General features: G+C 61.5%; 17 protein-coding genes and 1 pseudogene. 9 read left to right on the plus strand and 9 right to left on the minus strand.

Annotated features, from left to right (window positions below; genetic code table 11):
* Positions 1-26: 26 nt before the first annotated feature.
* From AB4N33_RS10035 to AB4N33_RS10050, 4 genes are all read right to left on the minus strand, one after another.
* Entirely contained in the window at positions 27-575 is a 549-nt protein-coding gene (locus AB4N33_RS10035; protein WP_427623468.1) for a cupin domain-containing protein, read from the minus strand.
* A gap of 247 nt (positions 576-822) precedes the next feature.
* Positions 823-2,106 (minus strand): NAD(P)/FAD-dependent oxidoreductase, encoded by a 1,284-nt coding sequence (locus AB4N33_RS10040; protein ID WP_476457181.1) that lies wholly within the window; start codon positions 2,104-2,106, stop codon positions 823-825.
* A 55-nt stretch (positions 2,107-2,161) separates the two neighbouring features.
* Complete coding sequence (locus AB4N33_RS10045) at positions 2,162-3,652, minus strand: aldehyde dehydrogenase (protein WP_476457182.1); 1,491 nt, start codon at positions 3,650-3,652, stop codon at positions 2,162-2,164.
* A 138-nt stretch (positions 3,653-3,790) separates the two neighbouring features.
* The gene (locus tag AB4N33_RS10050; RefSeq protein ID WP_476457183.1) at positions 3,791-5,167 is read right to left on the minus strand and encodes a glutamine synthetase family protein; all 1,377 of its coding nucleotides are present in this window, start codon (positions 5,165-5,167) and stop codon (positions 3,791-3,793) included.
* A gap of 280 nt (positions 5,168-5,447) precedes the next feature.
* Here AB4N33_RS10050 and AB4N33_RS10055 point away from each other — a divergent pair, with 280 nt between their 5' ends.
* The 4 genes from AB4N33_RS10055 (at position 5,448) to AB4N33_RS10070 (ending at position 9,441) form a co-directional block, all read left to right on the plus strand.
* Entirely contained in the window at positions 5,448-6,209 is a 762-nt protein-coding gene (locus tag AB4N33_RS10055) for a gamma-glutamyl-gamma-aminobutyrate hydrolase family protein (protein ID WP_460126176.1), read from the plus strand.
* A gap of 297 nt (positions 6,210-6,506) precedes the next feature.
* Positions 6,507-7,649, plus strand: a complete 1,143-nt coding sequence (gene potA / locus AB4N33_RS10060) for a polyamine ABC transporter ATP-binding protein (protein WP_460126178.1) — start codon at positions 6,507-6,509, stop codon at positions 7,647-7,649.
* Positions 7,650-7,678: 29 nt separating this feature from the next.
* Entirely contained in the window at positions 7,679-8,560 is an 882-nt protein-coding gene (locus tag AB4N33_RS10065; protein ID WP_460126738.1) for an ABC transporter permease subunit, read from the plus strand.
* A complete protein-coding gene (locus tag AB4N33_RS10070) occupies positions 8,557-9,441 on the plus strand; it encodes an ABC transporter permease subunit (protein WP_476457184.1) in 885 nt (294 codons plus the stop codon). Before AB4N33_RS10065 ends, AB4N33_RS10070 begins: the two co-directional genes overlap by 4 nt.
* A 218-nt stretch (positions 9,442-9,659) precedes the next feature.
* Here the strand turns inward: AB4N33_RS10070 and thpR are convergent, their stop codons facing one another.
* Complete coding sequence (thpR, locus tag AB4N33_RS10075) at positions 9,660-10,187, minus strand: RNA 2',3'-cyclic phosphodiesterase (RefSeq protein ID WP_476457185.1); 528 nt, start codon at positions 10,185-10,187, stop codon at positions 9,660-9,662.
* 60 nt (positions 10,188-10,247) lie between these two features.
* Between thpR and AB4N33_RS10080 the strand changes: the two genes are divergently transcribed.
* On the plus strand, positions 10,248-10,442 hold the full coding sequence (locus AB4N33_RS10080; protein ID WP_460126184.1) for a hypothetical protein: 195 nt from the start codon (positions 10,248-10,250) through the stop codon (positions 10,440-10,442).
* 12 nt (positions 10,443-10,454) lie between these two features.
* On the opposite strand, the gene AB4N33_RS10085 is transcribed toward AB4N33_RS10080, so the two are convergent.
* Together AB4N33_RS10085 and AB4N33_RS10090 are read right to left on the minus strand one after the other, a co-directional pair.
* The gene (locus AB4N33_RS10085; protein ID WP_476457186.1) at positions 10,455-10,808 is read right to left on the minus strand and encodes a DUF1428 domain-containing protein; all 354 of its coding nucleotides are present in this window, start codon (positions 10,806-10,808) and stop codon (positions 10,455-10,457) included.
* Positions 10,809-10,810: 2 nt separating this feature from the next.
* Positions 10,811-11,895: pseudogene (locus AB4N33_RS10090) on the minus strand (hypothetical protein).
* Between the two features lie 393 nt (positions 11,896-12,288).
* On the opposite strand from AB4N33_RS10090, the gene AB4N33_RS10095 reads away from it, so the two are divergent.
* Entirely contained in the window at positions 12,289-12,549 is a 261-nt protein-coding gene (locus tag AB4N33_RS10095) for a hypothetical protein (protein WP_460126190.1), read from the plus strand.
* Between the two features lie 13 nt (positions 12,550-12,562).
* Here the strand turns inward: AB4N33_RS10095 and AB4N33_RS10100 are convergent, their stop codons facing one another.
* Positions 12,563-13,453: a LysR family transcriptional regulator gene (locus tag AB4N33_RS10100; RefSeq protein ID WP_476457187.1), complete on the minus strand. Its 891-nt coding sequence runs from the start codon at positions 13,451-13,453 to the stop codon at positions 12,563-12,565.
* A 124-nt stretch (positions 13,454-13,577) separates the two neighbouring features.
* Here AB4N33_RS10100 and AB4N33_RS10105 point away from each other — a divergent pair, with 124 nt between their 5' ends.
* The 3 genes from AB4N33_RS10105 to AB4N33_RS10115 all read left to right on the plus strand — a co-directional run bounded on the left by AB4N33_RS10105 (position 13,578) and on the right by AB4N33_RS10115 (position 17,709).
* On the plus strand, positions 13,578-14,996 hold the full coding sequence (locus AB4N33_RS10105; protein ID WP_476457188.1) for an MFS transporter: 1,419 nt from the start codon (positions 13,578-13,580) through the stop codon (positions 14,994-14,996).
* 161 nt (positions 14,997-15,157) lie between these two features.
* On the plus strand, positions 15,158-16,534 hold the full coding sequence (locus AB4N33_RS10110; RefSeq protein ID WP_476457189.1) for a pyridoxal-phosphate dependent enzyme: 1,377 nt from the start codon (positions 15,158-15,160) through the stop codon (positions 16,532-16,534).
* A complete protein-coding gene (locus AB4N33_RS10115) occupies positions 16,531-17,709 on the plus strand; it encodes a cystathionine gamma-synthase (protein ID WP_460142064.1) in 1,179 nt (392 codons plus the stop codon). Before AB4N33_RS10110 ends, AB4N33_RS10115 begins: the two co-directional genes overlap by 4 nt.
* Before the next feature lie 57 nt (positions 17,710-17,766).
* Here the strand turns inward: AB4N33_RS10115 and AB4N33_RS10120 are convergent, their stop codons facing one another.
* Complete coding sequence (locus AB4N33_RS10120; RefSeq protein WP_460126200.1) at positions 17,767-18,867, minus strand: polyamine ABC transporter substrate-binding protein; 1,101 nt, start codon at positions 18,865-18,867, stop codon at positions 17,767-17,769.
* Positions 18,868-19,270: the final 403 nt, after the last annotated feature.

Raw genomic sequence — 19,270 nt, forward strand, 5'->3', positions numbered from 1 at the left:
CCCTTCCTTGGACCAGGGTCGTCAGTTCAGAAGTTCGCCGGCGTGTTGGCGCTGATGATTTCCGCCTCGTCCTGGCCGATGTTGCGGAATTTGTGCGGCAAGGTGGTCGGGAAGTAGTAGCCGTCACCGGCGTTGAGCACGCTGATCTGGCCGTCTACGGTCAGCTCGACAGTGCCGCGCGTGACCAGGCCGCACTCCTCGCCTTCGGCGTGGACGATGGGCTCCTCGCCAGAGCTGGCGCCCGGGGCGTATTGCTCGCGCAGCAGGCGCATCTGGCGGCTGGGGACGGAGGCGCCGATCAGCAGCAGGCGCAGACCGTGACGGCCCAGGTCCGGTTGTTCGTTGGCGCGGAACACGTATTGGTGCTCGCGCGGGGGCTGGTCGAAGGTAAAGAAGTCCGCCAGGGACATGGGGATGCCTTCGAGCAGTTTTTTCAGGGAACTGACCGAGGGGCTGACGCGATTCTGTTCGATCAGGGAAATGGTGGCGTTGGTCACGCCGCTGCGGCGAGCGAGTTCGCGTTGGGAGAGTTTGTAGCTTTCGCGTACCAGTTTGAGTCGTGAGCCCGTATCCATGACAGCCTTATGCAAGTAGAACTTAAGGGTTATGGGGGTGGATGGCGGGCGACGCTTGGTCGCGAGAGTGCCGCTTTCCCTGTCCCGGTAATGTGAAGGCGGGTATTAAATCACGTTTGTGGGAGTTGGCCAGCAGGTTCGATGAGTGGTGGGTTGCAGGTAGCCCCGGATCCTTCATTCACTGGAGATCCACTGTGGGAGCGGCGGTGCGAGCAAGTCGAATCGTCGCACCGCCGCTCCCACAAAATCAAATACCGAAACGATCACGCAACGCATAGTACGCCGCGCCCATCGCCGTCAGCGGTGCCTGGAAGGTGCGGCCGCCGAGCATCGGCATGTGCGGCAGCGAGGCGAAGGCGTTGAAGCGTTCGGCGTCGCCACGGATCATTTCCGAGATCAGTTTGCCGGCCAGGTGTGAGCAGGTAACGCCATGACCGCTGTAGCCCTGCATGTAGTAGGCGTTTTTCTCGATACGGCCGAATTGCGGCATGCGGGACATGGTCAGCAGGAAGTTGCCGGTCCAGCGGTAGTCGATCTTCACGTCCTTGAGTTGCGGGAAGGTCTTGAGGATTTTCGGGCGGATCAGTTGCTCGATATCGTCCGGCTCGCGGGCGCCGTAGACCACACCGCCACCGTACAGCAGACGGTTATCGGCGGTCAGGCGATAGTAGTCGAGCAGGTAGTTACAGTCTTCCACGCAGTAATTGTGAGTGATCAGGCTGCGCGCCTGCTGCTCGGTCAAGGGCTCGGTAACGACGATCTGCGATCCGCACGGCATGCTTTTGGCGGTGACGCGGTTGTCCAGGCCCTGCGGCAGGTAGGCGTTGCCGGCGATCAGCAGGTATTTGGCTTTTACTGCACCTTTGGCGGTGCGAACGGTGATCGGCTCGCCGTAGGTAATGTCCACCGCCGCCGATTGTTCGAAAATCCTGCCGCCCAGGCCAATGATGGCGGACGCTTCGCCCAGGGCGAGGTTAAGCGGGTGAATGTGGCCGCCCTGCATGTCCAGCAGGCCACCGACGTAGTTGTCGCAGCCCACTTCGCGCTTGATATCGGCGGCGCTGAGCATCGTCAGGTTCCTGTTGCCGTAGCGCTCCCAGCTGCTTTTCTGCTCAGCGAGGCCCTTGAGCTGCTTGTTGTTCAGCGCGGCGAAAATGCCACCCGGACGGTAGTCGCACTGGATGTCGTAGTGCTGTATGCGCTGACGAATGATATCGGCGCCTTCGAACATCATGCTGCCGAGCACTTCAGCGGTCTTGTCGCCATAGCGCGCTTCGATGACATCGACGTCGCGGCTGTAGGAATTGACCAGTTGACCGCCGTTGCGACCGCTGGCACCAAAGCCGACCTTGGCGGCTTCGAGCACGGTCACGCTGTAGCCAGCCTCGGCTAGGAACAGCGCCGAGGACAGACCGGTATAGCCGGCGCCGATGATGCAGACATCGCAATCCACCGCTTCCTCGAGCACCGGGAAATCGCCGGTGAAGTTTCGGGTGGCGGCGTAGTAGCTGTTTACGTGGGCTTGTTTCATGGTTTTCTCCGAGGGCCGCCGGAAGCTGCCGGCGACCTCGCTTTTCTTATAGGTGTCAGAGCTTGATCCAGGTCGCCTTGAGCTCGGTGTACTTGTCGAACGCGTGCAGCGATTTGTCACGACCGTTACCCGACTGCTTGAACCCGCCAAACGGTGCGGTCATGTCGCCGCCGTCGTATTGGTTGACCCACACGCTGCCAGCGCGCAAGCCACGGGCGAAGGTGTGGGCCTTGCTCAGGTTGCTGGTCCACACACCGGCGGCCAGGCCGAAGATGCTGTCGTTGGCAATGGCCAGCGCTTCTTCAACGGTATCGAAGGTGATCAGCGACAGCACCGGGCCGAAGATTTCTTCGCGAGCGATGGTCATGGCATTGGTCACGCCGTCGAAAATCGCCGGCTCCACGTACAGGCCGCCGGTGTCTTCCAACGTGCGTTGGCCACCGGCAATCAGCTCGGCGCCCTGCTGCCGGCCGGTGTCGATGTAGCGCAGCACATTGTCCAATTGACGCTGGTCGACCAGGGCGCCGACCGTGGTTTCCGGATCCAGGGCATGGCCCGGTTTCCAGGCTTTGAGCGCTTCCACCAACAGCGGGATGAACTGATCACGGATCGAACGTTCCACCAGCAGGCGCGAACCGGCGGTGCAGACTTCACCCTGATTGAAGGCGATGCCGCTGGCGGCCGCCTGGGCCGCCACGCGCAGGTCCGGCGCGTCGGCGAACACCACGTGCGGGCTCTTGCCGCCGGCCTCCAGCCAGACGCGCTTCATATTGCTCTGTCCGGCGTAGATCATCAGTTGCTTGGCGATGGCGGTGGAACCGGTAAACGCCAACACGTCGACATCCATGTGCAGCGCCAGCGCCTTGCCGATGGTGTGGCCGTAGCCGGGCAGAACGTTGAACACGCCCTTTGGAATGCCGGCCTCCAACGCCAGTTGGGCAATGCGAATCGCGGTCAGCGGCGACTTTTCCGAAGGCTTGAGGATGAACGAGTTACCGGCCGCCAGCGCAGGCGCGAATTTCCAGCTCGCCATGATCAACGGGAAGTTCCACGGCACGATGGCCGCGACCACGCCGGCGGGTTCGCGGGTGACCAGGCCGAGTTGATCCGGTGGCGTAGGGGCGACTTCGTCGTAGATTTTATCGATGGCTTCAGCAGTCCAACGAATCGCGTTGGCGGTCGCCGGGATATCGACGTTCATCGAGTCGCTGATCGGCTTGCCCATGTCGAGGGTTTCGAGCAGGGCCAACTCTTCGCGGTGGGCGAGGATCAGGTCGGCGAAGCGGATCAGCGTGCGCTTGCGCTCTGCCGGGGCCAGGTTGGCCCAGACGCCGGATTCGAACGTGCGACGAGCCACGGCCACAGCGTCGTTGGCATCGGCTTCGTCGGTGCTCGCGACGTTGGCCAGGAAACGGCCGTCGACCGGGCTGGTGCATTCGAAGGTGGCACCGCTGATGGCTGGGCGGTATTCGCCGTCGATGAAAGCGCGGCTTTCGAGGGTCAGGGACTGGAAGCGTTGTTCCCAGTCGTTGCGGGTCATGGTCATGGGGGACTCACACAGAATTTGTTGGGTACCTTTCTGTAGGAGCGAGCTTGCTCGCGATGGCGGAGTGTCAGCGACATGGATATTGGCTGACAGGGCCTCATCGCGAGCAAGCTCGCTCCTACAGGGGCCGGGGCGGGCTCAGACCGTATGCAAGTACCAGTTGTACTCAAGGTCGGAGATCGAGTTTTCGAACTCGGCCAGCTCGCTTTCCTTGCACGCCACAAACACATCGATGTACAGCGGGTCGATGTACTTGGCCATCACCTCGCTGTCGTCGAGCACGCGCAGGGCGTCGCGCAGGTTGTTCGGCAGGCTTTGCTCGTTCTGCTCGTAGCTGTTGCCTTCCACCGGGGCGCCCGGCTCGATCTGGTTGGTCAGGCCGTGGTGAATACCGGCCAACACCGACGCCATCAGCAAATACGGGTTGGCGTCGGCACCGGCCACGCGGTGTTCGATGCGCACGGCATCCGGAGAACCGGTCGGCACACGGACCGCTACGGTACGGTTGTCGATGCCCCAGCTCGGCGAGTTCGGCACATAGAATTGAGCACCAAAACGGCGGTACGAATTGACGTTCGGGCACAGGAACGCCATTTGCTCAGGCAGGGTTTCCAACACACCCCCGATGGCGTGGCGCAGCGCGGTGTTCTGCTCCGGATCTTCGCTGGCGAAGATGTTGTTGCCGGCCTTGTCGAGGATCGAAATGTGCACGTGCAGGCCGTTGCCCGCCTGGCCCGGGTACGGCTTGGCCATGAAAGTGGTGTCCATCTCGTGGTCGTAGGCGATGTTCTTCACCAGACGCTTGAGCAATACCGCGTAGTCGCACGCCTTGATCGGGTCGTTGACGTGATGCAGGTTCACTTCGAATTGCGCCGGGGCGCTTTCCTTGACGATGGCGTCAGCGGGGATGCCCTGCTCTTTCGCGCCCTCGAGGATGTCTTGCAGGCAATCGACGTATTCGTCGAGGTCGTCGATCAGGTACACCTGGGTCGACATCGGACGCTTGCCCGAAACCGGCGAGCGTGGCGACTGCGGACGACCGTTCACGTTGTCCTGGTCGATCAGGTAGAACTCCAGCTCGAATGCGGCGCAGATGGTCAGGCCCATGTCGTCGAACTTGCTGACGATCTGGCGCAGCACTTCGCGTGGGTCGGCGAAGAATGGCTGGCCTTCCAGTTCATGCATGGTCATCAGCAGTTGCGCGGTCGGACGCTTCTGCCAGGGCTCGATGCTGAGGGTGCCGGGGATGGGAAAACAGATCCGGTCGGAGTCACCAATGTCCAGGCCCAGGCCGGTGCTTTCCACCGTGGAGCCATTGATATCCAGGGCAAACAGCGACGCCGGCAGGTTGATGCCTTTTTCGTACACCTTATGAAGACTGGTGCGTTCGATGCGCTTGCCGCGCACCACACCGTTCATGTCCGCAATCAGAAGGTCGACGTACAAAACCTCAGGATATTTCTTAAGGAATGCGTTTGCTTCGTTGAGTTGAACGGCACGCAGAGGGACCGACATGATGCACCTATTAGCTGTTAATTATTATGTTCACCGCACTTTCGCCGAGCCAGTCAACCCGAACGGCAAAGTGAAGTCAATAGCGAACACCCGCCCTTTCACCCTTTATTTTCTGGGCTTTTCAGCGGACAGAAACATCAAATCGATCTGGAACACGGCGCAAATCCTGAGGATCCGACGTGCGGCGTTTAGAATTTTTTACATGGCAGTTGTCAATTAAAATCAACAAGGCTAAGCTCCGGAAAAGCTCGTTCAAGTGTCAAACTTCGAGGTGATAAAAATGGCATTCAAGCCATTGATCGGCGTTACTGCGTGCGTCAAACAGATTGGCCTGCACCCCTACCACATCAGCGGCGACAAATACCTGCGTGCTGTCAGTGTTGCCGCATTGGGGATGCCAGTGGTCATTCCTTCCCTGGGTGAACTGACGGAAATCACCGAAGTGCTCACCCATCTCGACGGTCTGCTGTTGACCGGCTCGCCCTCGAACGTGGAGCCCTACCACTATCAAGGCGCGGCCAGCGCCCCCGGCACGGATCACGACCCGGCGCGGGACGCCACCACCCTTCCTCTTCTGCGTGCCGCGATTGCCGCCGGCGTTCCGGTACTGGGCATCTGCCGAGGCTTCCAGGAAATGAACGTGGCCTTCGGCGGCAGCCTGCACCAGAAGGTGCACGAACTGCCTGGCATGCTCGATCACCGCGAAGCCGACAGCCCGGAGCTGGCGGTGCAATACGCCCCCGCGCATGCGGTCACGGTGCAACCCGGTGGCGTGTTCGAAAAGCTGCAATTGCCAGCCGAGTTCATGGTCAATTCGATTCACAGCCAGGGCATCGACCGTCTGGCGCCAGGCTTGCGGGTTGAAGCGATTGCGCCAGATGGCTTGATCGAGGCGATTTCGGTGGACCACAGCCCGACCTTTGCCGTCGGCGTGCAATGGCATCCGGAATGGCAGGTGCTGTCGAACCCGCCTTACCTCAGCATTTTCCAGGCGTTCGGTGATGCCTGCCGGCGACGGGCCGCGCTGCGTAAGACTCGCTAAGTATCCAAACCCTTTACTGCCCCCGTGAGGAACGGGCGTGCCTTTGCGCGCCGGTTTCTGGCGATAACAAACCGCATCAACAACAAAAAGTACGACCCAGGCAAACCCGAGAGAAACACCGCCCCCTGTAGGAGCGAGCATGCTCGCGATGGTCGCCAACGATAACGCTGGCGGCCTGGATACCCGCGGTGTCTGGACATCCATCGCGAGCATGCTCGCTCCTACAGGGGGTGCTGGGGTTTGCAATCACCTATTAAGCCGGGCCGCGTTGGCCCGACGACCTGTTGGGAGTTTCACATGGCAAACGCCTCCAGCACTTACAGGAAGGCCCTTGAAGGTCACCAATCACCGAAAAAGGTGTTGGTGAAAGTCGACCGCGTCACCAAGAAATTCGACGAAACCATCGCAGTGGATGATGTCTCCCTGGAGATTCACCAGGGCGAAATCTTTGCCCTGCTCGGCGGTTCGGGTTCTGGCAAATCGACCCTGCTGCGCATGCTCGCCGGGTTCGAGCGCCCGACCGAAGGACGGATCCTGCTCGACGGCGTGGACATCACCGACATGCCGCCGTACGAGCGGCCCATCAACATGATGTTCCAGTCGTACGCCCTGTTCCCGCACATGACGGTCGCGCAGAACATCGCCTTCGGTCTCAAGCAGGACCGTTTGCCCGCCAGCGAGATCGACGCCCGTGTGGAAGAGATGCTGCGCCTGGTGCACATGACCCAATACGCCAAGCGCAAACCCCATCAACTGTCCGGCGGCCAGCGCCAGCGCGTGGCCCTCGCCCGCTCCCTGGCCAAGCGCCCCAAGCTGTTGCTGCTCGACGAACCGATGGGCGCTCTGGACAAAAAGCTGCGTTCGCAAATGCAGCTGGAACTGGTAGAAATCATCGAGCGCGTCGGCGTGACCTGCGTGATGGTGACCCACGACCAGGAAGAGGCCATGACCATGGCCCAGCGCATCGCGATCATGCACCTGGGCTGGATCGCCCAGATCGGCAGCCCGGTGGACATCTATGAAGCACCGGTCAGCCGCATGGTCTGTGAATTCATCGGCAACGTGAATGCCTTCGACGGCACCGTGGTGGAAGACCTTGAAGGCCACGCGATCATCCACAGCCCGGACCTGGAGCAGAAGATCTACGTCGGCCACGGCGTCAGTACTTCAGTGGAAGACAAGTCGATCACCTACGCGATTCGCCCGGAAAAACTGTTGGTCAGCACCACCCAGCCGGATTTCCGCTACAACTGGTCGGCAGGCAAGGTCCATGACATCGCCTACCTCGGCGGGCATTCGGTGTTCTACGTCGAGCTGCCAGGCGGCAAGATCGTCCAGTCGTTCATGGCCAACGCCGAACGCCGTGGCGCGCGACCGACCTGGGACGACCAGGTCTACGTGTGGTGGGAAGACGACAGCGGCGTGGTACTGCGCTCATGAGTACTCATCGCCAGCAACTCATGCGTTTTGTGCCCAGCGGCCGCAAGATCGTCATCGGCATTCCGTTTTTGTGGCTGTGCCTGTTTTTCCTGTTGCCGTTCTTCCTGGTGATGAAGATCAGCTTCTCGGAAGCGGCGCTGGCCATCCCACCCTACTCCGAGATCTACACCTACGCCGAACAGAAGCTGCAACTGTTCATGAACGTCGGCAACTACCTGATGCTGACCGAGGATGAACTGTACATTTCGGCCTACTTCGGCTCGTTGAAAGTGGCGTTTCTCAGCACGCTGATGTGCCTGTTGATCGGTTTCCCGATGGCGTACGCGATCACCAAAACCAGCAAGGACACGCAAAACGTCCTCTTGCTGTTGATCATGATGCCGACCTGGACCGCCATCCTGATACGTGTCTACGCGTGGATGGGCATTCTGAGCAACAACGGCCTGCTCAACGCGTTCCTGATGTGGACCGGGCTGACCAGCCACCCGATCGAGATCCTCAATACCAACACCGCCGTTTATATCGGAGTGGTTTACGCCTACCTGCCGTTCATGGTCCTGCCGCTCTACGCCAACCTGGTCAAGCACGATCACAGTTTGCTGGAGGCCGCGTCAGACCTGGGCTCGAGCAACTTCAACAATTTCTGGAAGATCACCGTGCCACTGGCCAAGAACGGCATCATCGCCGGCTGCATGCTGGTGTTCATTCCGGTGGTGGGCGAGTTTGTGATTCCGGAACTGCTGGGCGGCCCGGAAACCCTGATGATCGGCCGCGTGCTGTGGCAGGAGTTCTTCAACAACCGCGACTGGCCGGTGGCGTCTGCCCTGGCGGTGGTGATGCTGTTGATCCTGATCGTACCGATTCTGTTGTTCAACCGTAGCCAGGCCAAAGAGATGGAGGGTCGGGGATGAAACGCGCACGTTTTTCAACGTTCATGCTGGTGTTCGGGCTTGCCTTCATTTACCTGCCGATGTTGATCCTGGTGATCTACTCGTTCAACGCCTCGAAACTGGTGACGGTGTGGGGCGGCTGGTCGGTGAAGTGGTACACCGGTTTGCTCGACAACACGCAACTGATGGGCTCGGTGTTGCGCTCACTGGAGATCGCCTGCTACACGGCGGTGGCGGCCGTGGCGCTGGGCACACTGGCGGCGTTCGTCCTGACTCGCGTCACCCGCTTCAAGGGCCGCACCCTGTTCGGTGGCCTGGTCACCGCGCCGCTGGTGATGCCGGAAGTGATCACCGGTCTGTCGCTGTTGCTGCTGTTCGTGGCCATGGCTCAACTGATCGGCTGGCCAATGGAACGTGGCATCGTCACCATCTGGATCGCCCACACCACGTTCTGCGCCGCCTATGTGGCGGTGGTGGTGTCCTCGCGCTTGCGTGAGCTGGACCTGTCCATTGAAGAAGCGGCGATGGACCTGGGGGCAAAACCCTTCAAGGTGTTTTTCCTGATCACCATTCCGATGATCGCGCCCTCCCTGGCGGCGGGCGGCATGATGTCGTTCGCCCTGTCGCTGGACGATCTGGTGCTGGCCAGCTTCGTCTCGGGCCCGGGCTCCACCACCCTGCCGATGGAAGTGTTCTCGGCGGTGCGCCTGGGCGTGAAGCCCGAGATCAACGCCGTGGCCAGCCTGATCCTGCTCGCGGTGTCTTTGGTGACCTTCCTGGTCTGGTATTTCGGTCGCCGCGCCGAGGCCACCCGTAAGCGGGCGATCCAGGAAGCCATGGACCAGACCGCCAGCGAAGCCTGGCAACCCGCCGCAAAACAGGCCGCACCTGCGACGGCGTAGTGCCGATTTGAGATTGCTATCGCGAGCAAGCTCGCTCCTACAGGGTCTCGCGGCGCTCACAATATCTGTGGGAGCGAGCCTGCTCGCGATGAGCCCAGCAGGACCCTATGTTTTCCGTTCACGCAGCGCCTTACCACCGCTGCACTCAATCTGCAGAACGGCCTCACCTGGCTTCCTCGGTTAAGGTGAGCTTGGGCGCCCTCCTCGGGCGCCTTTTTTTATAGGGGCCATTCAGCCAGCGCCCGATAACGGCCCTTGTGCGATTCGAACAGGGCAAACCGGTCGGCCCGCAGGAAGAACTCCGGCGGCGTCGCCGACTCAGGCACCGGTTCGCGAAAATCGCGCATCAAGGTCAGGTGCGGCCTGAACTCTTTAGGTGCCTCTTCCAACCCGAACGGCAACATCGCCTGTTCCAGCGCATACGCCAGGCGCAACAACGCCGGCGGCGGCTGTTCGCACGCCAGCACCAATGCCCCGGCACGACGCCAGACATCGACTCGATCCAGCGCCACCCTCAACACGCCCGGTGCCGGGACCTTGCCCACGGCAGTGCAGATCTCGCCAATCTTCCCCACTTCCACCGCCCCCAGGAACAACAAAGTCAGGTGAAAATTCTCTGCCGGGACCGGTTTCCCGTTACGCAACCGCAATTCGCCACGCCAACGGGCAATGGCCTTGCGCTGCTCGGGCGCGCAGCCCAAGGCAAAGAACAGCCGTTTCATCGGCTCGCGGGTTTCGTCGCTCACGCCTGGCACCTCCTGACATGCACGTTATAGTTCAAGCATCCGAATGAACGGGACAGGGCCATGCGAGAAATCATCAGCAAAGAGCCATGGTGGGCCAACCCACCGCAACCGGGACAGAAGGAGTCAGAGCTGGAATGGGGCTGGCTGGTTCACTATAGCGAAGGTGAGCCGCGTTTCGAATTTGTCAGGGTGCGCCCGACCGACAGCGAGATCCGTAACCGCAAGAGTTGCAGGATCACTCCGACGCCGGAGTGATCCTGCCCCCGGTCAGGCCTGCAGGAGGATGTCGAAGCCGCCGAAAATCACCCGCTGACCATCGAATGGCATCGGGTTAACGTCATTCTGCATACGCGGATCAGCCATCATTTTCTGCATGCCGGCCTCGCGGGTCGCCTTGTCCGGCCAGACGATCCACGCAAACACCACGGTTTCGTCGGCCTTGAGTTTCACTGCCTGGGGAAACGACGTCACTTTGCCATCCGGCACGTCTTCGCCCCAACACTCGACAATGCTCAGAGCGCCGTTCTCCTTGAAGATCGCGGCGGTGGTTTTTGCATGTTGTTCGAATTTAACGCGGTTGACGGTGGGCACTGCAATCACGCAGCCATCAACGTAGGCCATGGTCATTCTCCAGCGTAGGGTTGAGGGTCGAACTGCTGGTTAGTCGCTTCAGGCGGGCTCCAATCGACAGTGCCGCCCCCGAACTGACCGACGGCACTTCGGCACTGCCTGCCAGATTGCCCTCGATCTGCCCTGCCATGTACAACGTCCCGGCCATCACGCCTGTCGTCGGGTTCTGCACCAATTTTATCCAGGCCTTATCGAAGGTGTTGCCAAGGCTGCTTCGGATCAGTGCTTCGCTGTCGGGGCGGTCGCTGGCCTGGATCAGCGCGCGAATCCCCGCTACGCCCACGGTAATCAGCCCCCCGGCAAGCTTGCCGGCAGCCGCCGCCACCGCACTGGCCGCGCCACGCGGTGCCATTTCCGCTTCCATGCGTTGGCTGGCGCGCCTGGCCACCGGCGCCATCGCGGTGTTCGTGTTATCAACGCCCTTGTCGCCACCGGCCTTGTGGATCTTGTCGATCAGCGCCGCGTACGCCGGCAAGGTGTTCAGCGGCTGGGTGTGCACCACTTGATACAACGAAGCGTCCCGAGCGGGCGGTGGGCCGAGGGCGATGGCCGGGACTTTTTGCAGGCGCCCGTTGAGCTGGGCCATGGGCACGCCGTAGCGCTGGGAGATTTTCTGCAGTGCTTCCTGGAGGATGTCGACGTAGAACGCCGTGGACAGGGCAAGAATCTGGTCAGGGTCGATTTCAACCGCGACCGGGTTGAGCACACGCTCCTGATATTCCTCAAGCAAATAGTCGGCCAGGCGCCTGGCGGAGGCATCCTGCTCACCCTGGGCGCTGATGGTGTACCAACTGACCTTCATCGACAGCCATTCCTGGGTCCAGTAGCTGCTGAACCAGGGGATGAAGTTCTCTTCGGTCAACTGATAGACACGGGTTCGCCAGTACTCCATGGCGCCACGGCTGTAGATCTTGGTCTGCTCGGTCGCCGAACGCGAGGCGTCGACAATGTCCCGGTCGACTTGCTGCCAGGTGCCTTGCGAAATGATCACTGGCGGCGATGGCGGTGGCGCGCGCGAAGTCGTGGCGCATCCGGCCAGGATGATCAGCACGGCGACGAACAGCGAACGCGGGTTCAAGGTCGCGGCGTCCACGGTGGGTAGGGGGTGAGTTGAAGTATAGCTCTGGGGTTTTTGGGGTGTATGTGAGGGCCTCATCGCGGGCAAGCCCGCTCCCACAGTGTTTTGTATTGGATGATGGATTTGTGAACAACCCAGATCCCTGTGGGAGCGGGCTTGCCCGCGATGGGGCCGGCAAGAACAGCCCAAACCCCAACCATCACCCCCATCGATATTCACAATCGCCACGAATGCCTTCCGCCCCGCCACCGTCAGCGTAGGATCGAACTCAACCCGACACACACCCCAACTGGAGGGGCCCATCATGCTGATTCATCTTTTGACCTGCCTGGCCCTGACAGCCATCACGCTGAGTGTTTTCGCGTGGTACGTCCTGACCGAGGAGTGCGCGTAATGATCCACATCGTCAATCTCACCGTGAGCTTTCCAGTCTTCGGCAAGAACTACTACTCGCAACAGGTGGTCTCACGCAAAACCCGTTCGCTGGTGTTCAACAAGCAATTCGACGACTTGCTGATGCCTGCCGCTACCCATCACTTCAGCAATGAAGTGGTCGGGCTCAACGATCAGTTTCGCTTCCTCAACGACGTACTGGCCGAACATCTGCTGGATGTCGAACTGGCCAGGCAAGGGTCGCGCTCGTTCACCTTCTGATGTTCGTCAGGGTTTACTGCCCGCAGACCTCCCGCACACAGCCGCGCAACCAGCGATGCACAGGGTCCGCGTCCATGCGCGGATGCCAGAGCATCGCCACTGTAAAGGGCGGCAGCGAAATCGGCAGCTCGAAACTGTGCATGCCTGTGCGCAGGCTTTCGGTGTAGTGCGCCGGGATGGTGGCGATCAAGTCGGTGGTGCGAGCGAGCGCCAGCGCGGTGGAAAAGCCTGCGACCGAGGTCACGATGTGCCGTTGCAGGTTCAATTGCGCCAGCGCTTCGTCCACCGACCCCTTGTCCAGACCGCGCCGGGATACTGCAACGTGGCCGCATGCAGCAAATCGCTGGGCCGTTATCTCCCCCTTGCTGAGCGGATGCCCTGCGCGCACCACGCCAATAAAACGGTCACGAAACAACCCCTGGGTGCGTAGCTCGGGGCTTGCAGAATCCCCCACCACGCCGGTCTCCAGATCCACACTGCCCTCTCGTAGCGCGATGCTGTCCTTGTCCGGCTTGCCGACGAAACGCAGACGAACGCCCGGCGCCTGTTCGACAATCCGGCCAATCAGCGCCGCGCCAAAACTGTCGACAAAGCCTTCGCGGGTGCGCAGGGTGAAGGTACGCACCAGTTGGCTCAGGTCCGGCTGTTGCGCCGGGCGCAGCATCGCTTCGGCTTCCTGCACCAGAAAACCGACCCGCTCGCGCAACTCCTGGGCACGCGGCGTGGCCACCAAACCGCGTCCGGCGCGCACCAGCAATGGGTCGCCGGTGGTTTCCCGCAGCCGGGCCAGCGCCCGGCTCATGGCCGAGGGGCTCAGCCGAAGGCGTTTCGCCGCCCGTGCCACACTGCCCTCGGTCAGCAGCACATTCAGCGTCACAAGCAAGTTGAAATCGGGAGTGGACATCGTTCGCCCCTTGAAAGTGAGATGGCGCTGGATGCACGAGTAAAGTGCAAACCATGCGCCTTCCGCCATGTTAGGCGCGGGCGTAGATTTCCGATAGCACTCATCGCCCATCAGGAGACGCCCAATGAAGTCGACGACCGCCACCGCAGACAGCGCACCGCAAACACCCGCCGTGCGCTGGGCATTGGTCAGTCTTTCGCTGTCGATGTTGCTGTCTTCGTTGGGCACCAGCATTGCCAACGTCGGCCTGCCCACATTGGCGCAGGTGTTCGATGCGAGCTTCCAGCAGGTGCAGTGGGTGGTGCTTGCCTACCTGCTGGCCATCACCACGCTGATCGTCAGCACCGGCCGGCTGGGCGACCTGGTCGGTCGTCGTCGCCTGTTGCTCACGGGCATTGCGGTATTTTCCCTGGCCTCCCTCCTGTGCAGCCTGGCGCCGACGCTGGGCTGGTTGATCGGGGCCAGGACAGTGCAAGGTCTCGGCGCCGCGGCGATGATGGCGCTGACAATGGCGTTTGTCGGCGCCACGGTGCCCAGGGAGAGAACTGGCAGCGCGATGGGCCTGCTGGGGACGATGTCGGCGATTGGCACCGCGACAGGGCCATCACTGGGTGGGCTGCTGATCGAAGGGGTTGGCTGGCAGGCGATCTTCCTGGTCAGCGTTCCCCTGGGCGCGCTGGGCTGGTTTCTCGCCTATCGCTTCCTGCCCGCCGATCGCCCTCGCGCGACGGCTGTTCACGAGGGTTTCGACCTGATCGGCACGGCGCTGCTGGCCATGACATTAGCCGCCTATGCGCTCGCGGTAACCTTGGGGCGGGGGCATTTTGCGGCCATGAACCTGGCGTTGCTGCTGGGTGCAACGGTCGGCCTGGGTTTGTTTGTATTCGCCCAGACCCGGGTGGCTTCGCCACTGATTCGCCTGACGCTGTTTCGCAATCCGGTGCTGAGCGGCGGCCTGGCGATGAGCACGCTCGTGGCGACGGTGATCATGACGACGCTGGTCATCGGGCCGTTCTATCTTGCCCATGGTCTTGGGTTGCAGCCGATGGTGACCGGATTGGTGTTGGCGGTTGGCCCCTGCGTGGCGGCGGTTACCGGACTGCCAGCCGGGCGCGTCGCCGACCGGTTCGGCGCCCAGCGCATGACCACGGCGGGATTGGTGGCAATGGCGCTCGGTTGCCTGGCGCTGTCGCTGTTGCCACAGACGGTCGGTATTGCGGGTTACGTGGTGCCGATGGTGGTGCTGACCCTTGGCTACGCCGTGTTCCAGACCGCAAACAATACAACGATCATGAGCGATGTGACGGCTGACCGGCGTGGCGTCGTCGCGGGCATGATCAGCCTGTCACGCAACCTCGGTCTGATCACCGGAGCGTCGGTGATGGGCGCGGTGTTCGCCTTCGCCTCACAGACCGCCGAGGTTGCCAGCGCCTCGCCGCAGGCGATTGGGTATGGGATGCGGGTGACGTATGGGGTGGCTTTGGGGTTGATCCTGTTGGCGCTGGCACTCTCCTGTAGGAGCGAGCTTGCTCGCGATTCGTAGTGTCATTCGATTCAAATGGTGACTGGCACACCGCATCGCGAGCAGGCTCGCTCCTACAGGGGGCGGTGCGGGTGGGCGACCGTTGGCCATGCCAGGTTGCGGGGGGCGTCTTCGCGGCCTATGGTCCAAGCAGTGCCCTGGTTCACGAAGGAGTTGACCCCATGCCGACTGAATCCCGCCCTGCCGTCCTCGAACTGATCGGCAACACGCCGCTGGTGCGTGTCAGCCGCTTCGATACCGGCCCCTGCACGCTGTTTCTCAAGCTCGAATCCCAGAACCCCGGCGGTTCGATCAAGGACCGTATCGGCTTGGCGATGATCGACGCCGCAGAACGCGACGGTCGGTTGAAGTCCGGCGGCACCATCGTCGAAGCCACCGCCGGCAACACCGGATTGGGCCTGGCCCTGGTCGGTCGTGCCAAAGGCTATCGAGTGGTCCTGGTCGTGCCGGACAAGATGTCCACCGAGAAAGTGCTACACCTCAAGGCCATGGGCGCCGAAGTGCACATCACCCGTTCCGACGTCGGCAAGGGCCACCGCGATTATTACCAGGACGTCGCCGCACGGCTGGCCCTGGACATTCCCGGCGCGTTCTTCGCTGACCAGTTCAACAATCCGGCCAACCCGCTGGCGCATGAATGCAGCACCGCACCGGAAATCTGGGCGCAAACCCAGCATGACGTCGATGCCATCGTCGTCGGTGTCGGTTCTGCCGGTACGTTGACCGGGCTGACCCGGTTCTTCAAGCGGGTACAACCGGACCTGGAAATGGTGCTGGCCGATCCCGTGGGTTCGGTGATGGCCGAATACAGCCGCAGTGGCACCATGCCCACCCCCGGTTCGTGGGCGGTGGAAGGCATCGGCGAGGACTTCATACCTTCGATCGCCGACCTCTCCAGCGTACGTCACGCCTACTCGATCAGCGACGAGGAAAGTTTCGATCACGCCCGCCAACTTTTGCGCGCCGAGGGCATTCTCGGCGGCTCGTCCACCGGCACCCTGCTGGCCGCCGCGTTACGCTACTGCCGCGCGCAAACCGAGCCTAAACGCGTGGTCAGCTTCGTCTGTGATACGGGCACCCGTTATCTTTCCAAGGTCTACAACGATCAATGGATGAACGACCAGGGCTTGCTCAAGCGCAAACCCTACGGTGATTTGCGCGACGTGATCGCCCGGCGTTTCGAGGACGGTCGTGTGGTCAGCGTCAGCCCCGACGACACCCTGCTGACCGCGTTCCAGCGCATGCGCCTGGCGGACGTGTCGCAGTTGCCGGTACTGGCGGACGGTCGGAAACTGGTTGGGGTGATCGACGAATCCGACATTTTGCTGGGCATGCGGGAGGACCCCACGCACTTTCGCTTGACCGTGGCCAGCGCAATGACCGACAAAGTGGAAACCCTGCCCGCCAGCGCCAGCCTGGCCGAGTTGCAGGTGGAACTCGATCGCGGCCTGGTCGCGATCATCGCCGACGCCGCAGGCTTTCATGGCCTGATCACCCGCGTCGACCTGCTCAATCATTTGCGGAGATCCCTTGCATGAGTCAACACGATGAGAACGCAGCACCACGCGCCTTCGCCACGCGGGTGATCCACGCCGGGCAAGCGCCAGACCCGACCACCGGGGCATTGATGCCACCCATCTACGCCAACTCCACCTACCTGCAAGACAGCCCCGGCGTGCACAAGGGCTTCGATTACGGTCGCTCGCACAACCCGACGCGTTTTGCCCTGGAGCGTTGCGTTGCTGACCTTGAGGGCGGCACCCAGGCCTTCGCCTTCGCCTCCGGGCTGGCGTCGATTTCCACGGTGCTGGAGCTTCTGGACGCCGGCTCGCACATCGTTTCCGGCAACGACCTGTATGGCGGCACCTTCCGTCTGTTCGACAAGGTCCGCAAGCGCAGCGCCGGGCACCGTTTCAGTTTCGTCGACCTGACCAACCTGTCGAACTTCGAGGCCGCGTTGCAGGACGACACACGCATGGTCTGGGTCGAGACGCCGAGCAATCCGCTGCTCAGCCTGACCGACCTCGCCGCCGTCGCCCGTCTCTGCCGCGCACGCGGCATTATCTGCGTGGCCGACAACACCTTCGCCAGCCCGTGGATCCAGCGCCCGCTGGAGTTGGGTTTCGACATCGTGCTGCACTCGACCACCAAATACCTCAACGGCCACTCCGATGTGATCGGCGGCATTGCGGTGGTGGGCAACAACCCCGAACTGGCCGAACGCCTGGGCTTTCTGCAAAACTCGATTGGCGCGATCTCGGGCCCGTTCGACGCGTTCCTGACCTTGCGCGGGGTGAAGACCCTGGCGCTGCGCATGGAGCGTCATTGCAGCAATGCGCTGGAGCTGGCGCAATGGCTGGAAAGCCAGCCCCAGGTGGCGCGTGTCTATTATCCTGGCCTGCCGTCACACCCGCAGCATGAACTGGCGAAACGGCAGATGCGCGGTTTTGGCGGAATGATTTCCATTGACCTGAACACCGATCTGGCGGGCGCGCGGCGCTTCCTGGAAAACGTGCAGATCTTTGCCCTGGCCGAAAGCCTGGGCGGCGTGGAGAGCCTGATCGAACACCCGGCCATCATGACCCACGCCACCATCCCCGCCGAGACGCGTGCGCAATTGGGCATTGGCGATGGGTTGGTGCGGATGTCGGTGGGGGTTGAGGATGTGGAGGATTTACGCGCCGACCTGGCGCAGGCGTTGGCGAAAATATGACATGAACCTGTAGGAGCGAGCATGCTCGCTCCTACAGGGGGCGGCGTGGGTTGTTTGTTATTTATCCGACTTGATACTGGTCCAGACCCGCGTCCGTACCCGCTCCATTTTCTGCGGTAGCGGCTGCACGACGTACAGGGTTTTCAACGCCTCAGGTGTCGGCGTGAGGTTCGGATTGCCGGTGATTTCCTTGTTGATCAGCGGCAGCGAATCCTTGTTGGCGTTGGGGTAGCCAAGGAAATCGCTGATCGGCGCGATGACTTTCGGGTCCATCAGGTTGTTGAGAAACGCGTGGGCTTCTTCGACGTTCTTCGCACTTTTCGGAATGGCGAAGGTGTCGAACCAGATCGGCGCCCCACTCTTCGGCAACCGCCAGTCGACCACCACGCCGTTGCCGGCTTCCTTGGCGCGGTTGCCAAACTGGTAGAAGCTGCCGGAGTAACCGATGGCGACGCAGATGTCACCGTTGGCAATGTCGGTCATGTACTTGGCGGAGTTGAAGTAGGTGACGTACGGGCGCACCTTCATCAGCAATTCCTTGGCTTTTTCGTAGTCTTCAGGCTTCTGGCTGTTGGGGTCCAGGCCCAGGTACTGCAAGGCAATCGGCAGGATCTCCGACGGCGAATCGAGCATGGCCACGCCGCAGGATTTCAGCTTTTCCATGTATTCGGGCTTGAACACCAGGTCCCAGCTATCCACTGGCGCGTTGTCACCCAGCGCCGCCTTGACCTTGGCCGGGTTGAAGCCGATCAGCACGGTGCCGTACATGTAGGGCACACCGTACTGGTTGCCCGGGTCGTTCTTGTCCAGCAGCGCGAGCAACGCCGGATCCTGGTGGGACCAGTTCGGCAGCTTGGACTTGTCCAGTTTCTGGAAGACACCCGCTTTGATCTGGGTTTCGATGAACTGGTTGGATGGCACCACCAGGTCGTAGCCGGAGTTGCCGGTCAGTAACTTGGCTTCCAGCGCTTCGTTGGTGTCGAAGGTGTCCCAGGTCACTTTGATCCCGGTTTTCTGGGCGAAATCCTTGGGGACCGACGGCAGGATGTAGTCCGCCCAGTTGTAAACCCGCAGTTCCTGATCCTTGGCCTGCACGGCGCTGGCCAGTAGCGTCAGCCCACAAACAGTGGCGCCCAGTATGCGTTTCATCGTGACCATGAAGAATTCCCCAAGTGTGTCGCGTTGGTTTTTATGTTCTGTACACGGCAGGTCTTGAAATTGCCCCAAGGCAATGAAAACAGGATTCTAGTTGTGGTTTGGCGAACGTGCAGCGACAGCGATGTGGCTTCGATTCTTGCTGACGGGGTGTGGGGTTTCATAGTGCGAGGTCGGCCAAAAGGGGATCGATATGGCCAAAAAGGATGTCCTTGGTAATGGAATCACTGTGGGAGCGGGCTTGCCCGCGATGGCGGCTGATCAGTCAATGAAGAGGTTGACTGTAGTGCCCCCATCGCGGGCAAGCCCGCTCCCACAGGGGAAGGAATACACTTGGGAAGTACGCACAAAAACGTCAAAGCCCGCACAAGGCGGGCTTTGGTTTAAGTAGGTGGCCGGTGCTGGT

The sequence above is a fragment of the Pseudomonas sp. S1_E05 genome, assembly GCF_056337105.1.

Excerpts from the sequence above, each read along its gene's own strand:
- AB4N33_RS10035 (WP_427623468.1), bottom strand. The coding sequence starts at position 575 with ATGGATACGGGCTCACGACTCAAACTGGTACGCGAAAGCTACAAACTC.
- AB4N33_RS10040 (WP_476457181.1), bottom strand. The coding sequence starts at position 2,106 with ATGAAACAAGCCCACGTAAACAGCTACTACGCCGCCACCCGAAACTTC.
- AB4N33_RS10045 (WP_476457182.1), bottom strand. The coding sequence starts at position 3,652 with ATGACCATGACCCGCAACGACTGGGAACAACGCTTCCAGTCCCTGACC.
- AB4N33_RS10050 (WP_476457183.1), bottom strand. The coding sequence starts at position 5,167 with ATGTCGGTCCCTCTGCGTGCCGTTCAACTCAACGAAGCAAACGCATTC.
- AB4N33_RS10055 (WP_460126176.1), top strand. The coding sequence starts at position 5,448 with ATGGCATTCAAGCCATTGATCGGCGTTACTGCGTGCGTCAAACAGATT.
- potA (WP_460126178.1), top strand. The coding sequence starts at position 6,507 with ATGGCAAACGCCTCCAGCACTTACAGGAAGGCCCTTGAAGGTCACCAA.
- AB4N33_RS10070 (WP_476457184.1), top strand. The coding sequence starts at position 8,557 with ATGAAACGCGCACGTTTTTCAACGTTCATGCTGGTGTTCGGGCTTGCC.
- AB4N33_RS10080 (WP_460126184.1), top strand. The coding sequence starts at position 10,248 with ATGCGAGAAATCATCAGCAAAGAGCCATGGTGGGCCAACCCACCGCAA.
- AB4N33_RS10085 (WP_476457186.1), bottom strand. The coding sequence starts at position 10,808 with ATGGCCTACGTTGATGGCTGCGTGATTGCAGTGCCCACCGTCAACCGC.
- AB4N33_RS10095 (WP_460126190.1), top strand. The coding sequence starts at position 12,289 with ATGATCCACATCGTCAATCTCACCGTGAGCTTTCCAGTCTTCGGCAAG.
- AB4N33_RS10100 (WP_476457187.1), bottom strand. The coding sequence starts at position 13,453 with ATGTCCACTCCCGATTTCAACTTGCTTGTGACGCTGAATGTGCTGCTG.
- AB4N33_RS10105 (WP_476457188.1), top strand. The coding sequence starts at position 13,578 with ATGAAGTCGACGACCGCCACCGCAGACAGCGCACCGCAAACACCCGCC.
- AB4N33_RS10110 (WP_476457189.1), top strand. The coding sequence starts at position 15,158 with ATGCCGACTGAATCCCGCCCTGCCGTCCTCGAACTGATCGGCAACACG.
- AB4N33_RS10115 (WP_460142064.1), top strand. The coding sequence starts at position 16,531 with ATGAGTCAACACGATGAGAACGCAGCACCACGCGCCTTCGCCACGCGG.
- AB4N33_RS10120 (WP_460126200.1), bottom strand. The coding sequence starts at position 18,867 with ATGGTCACGATGAAACGCATACTGGGCGCCACTGTTTGTGGGCTGACG.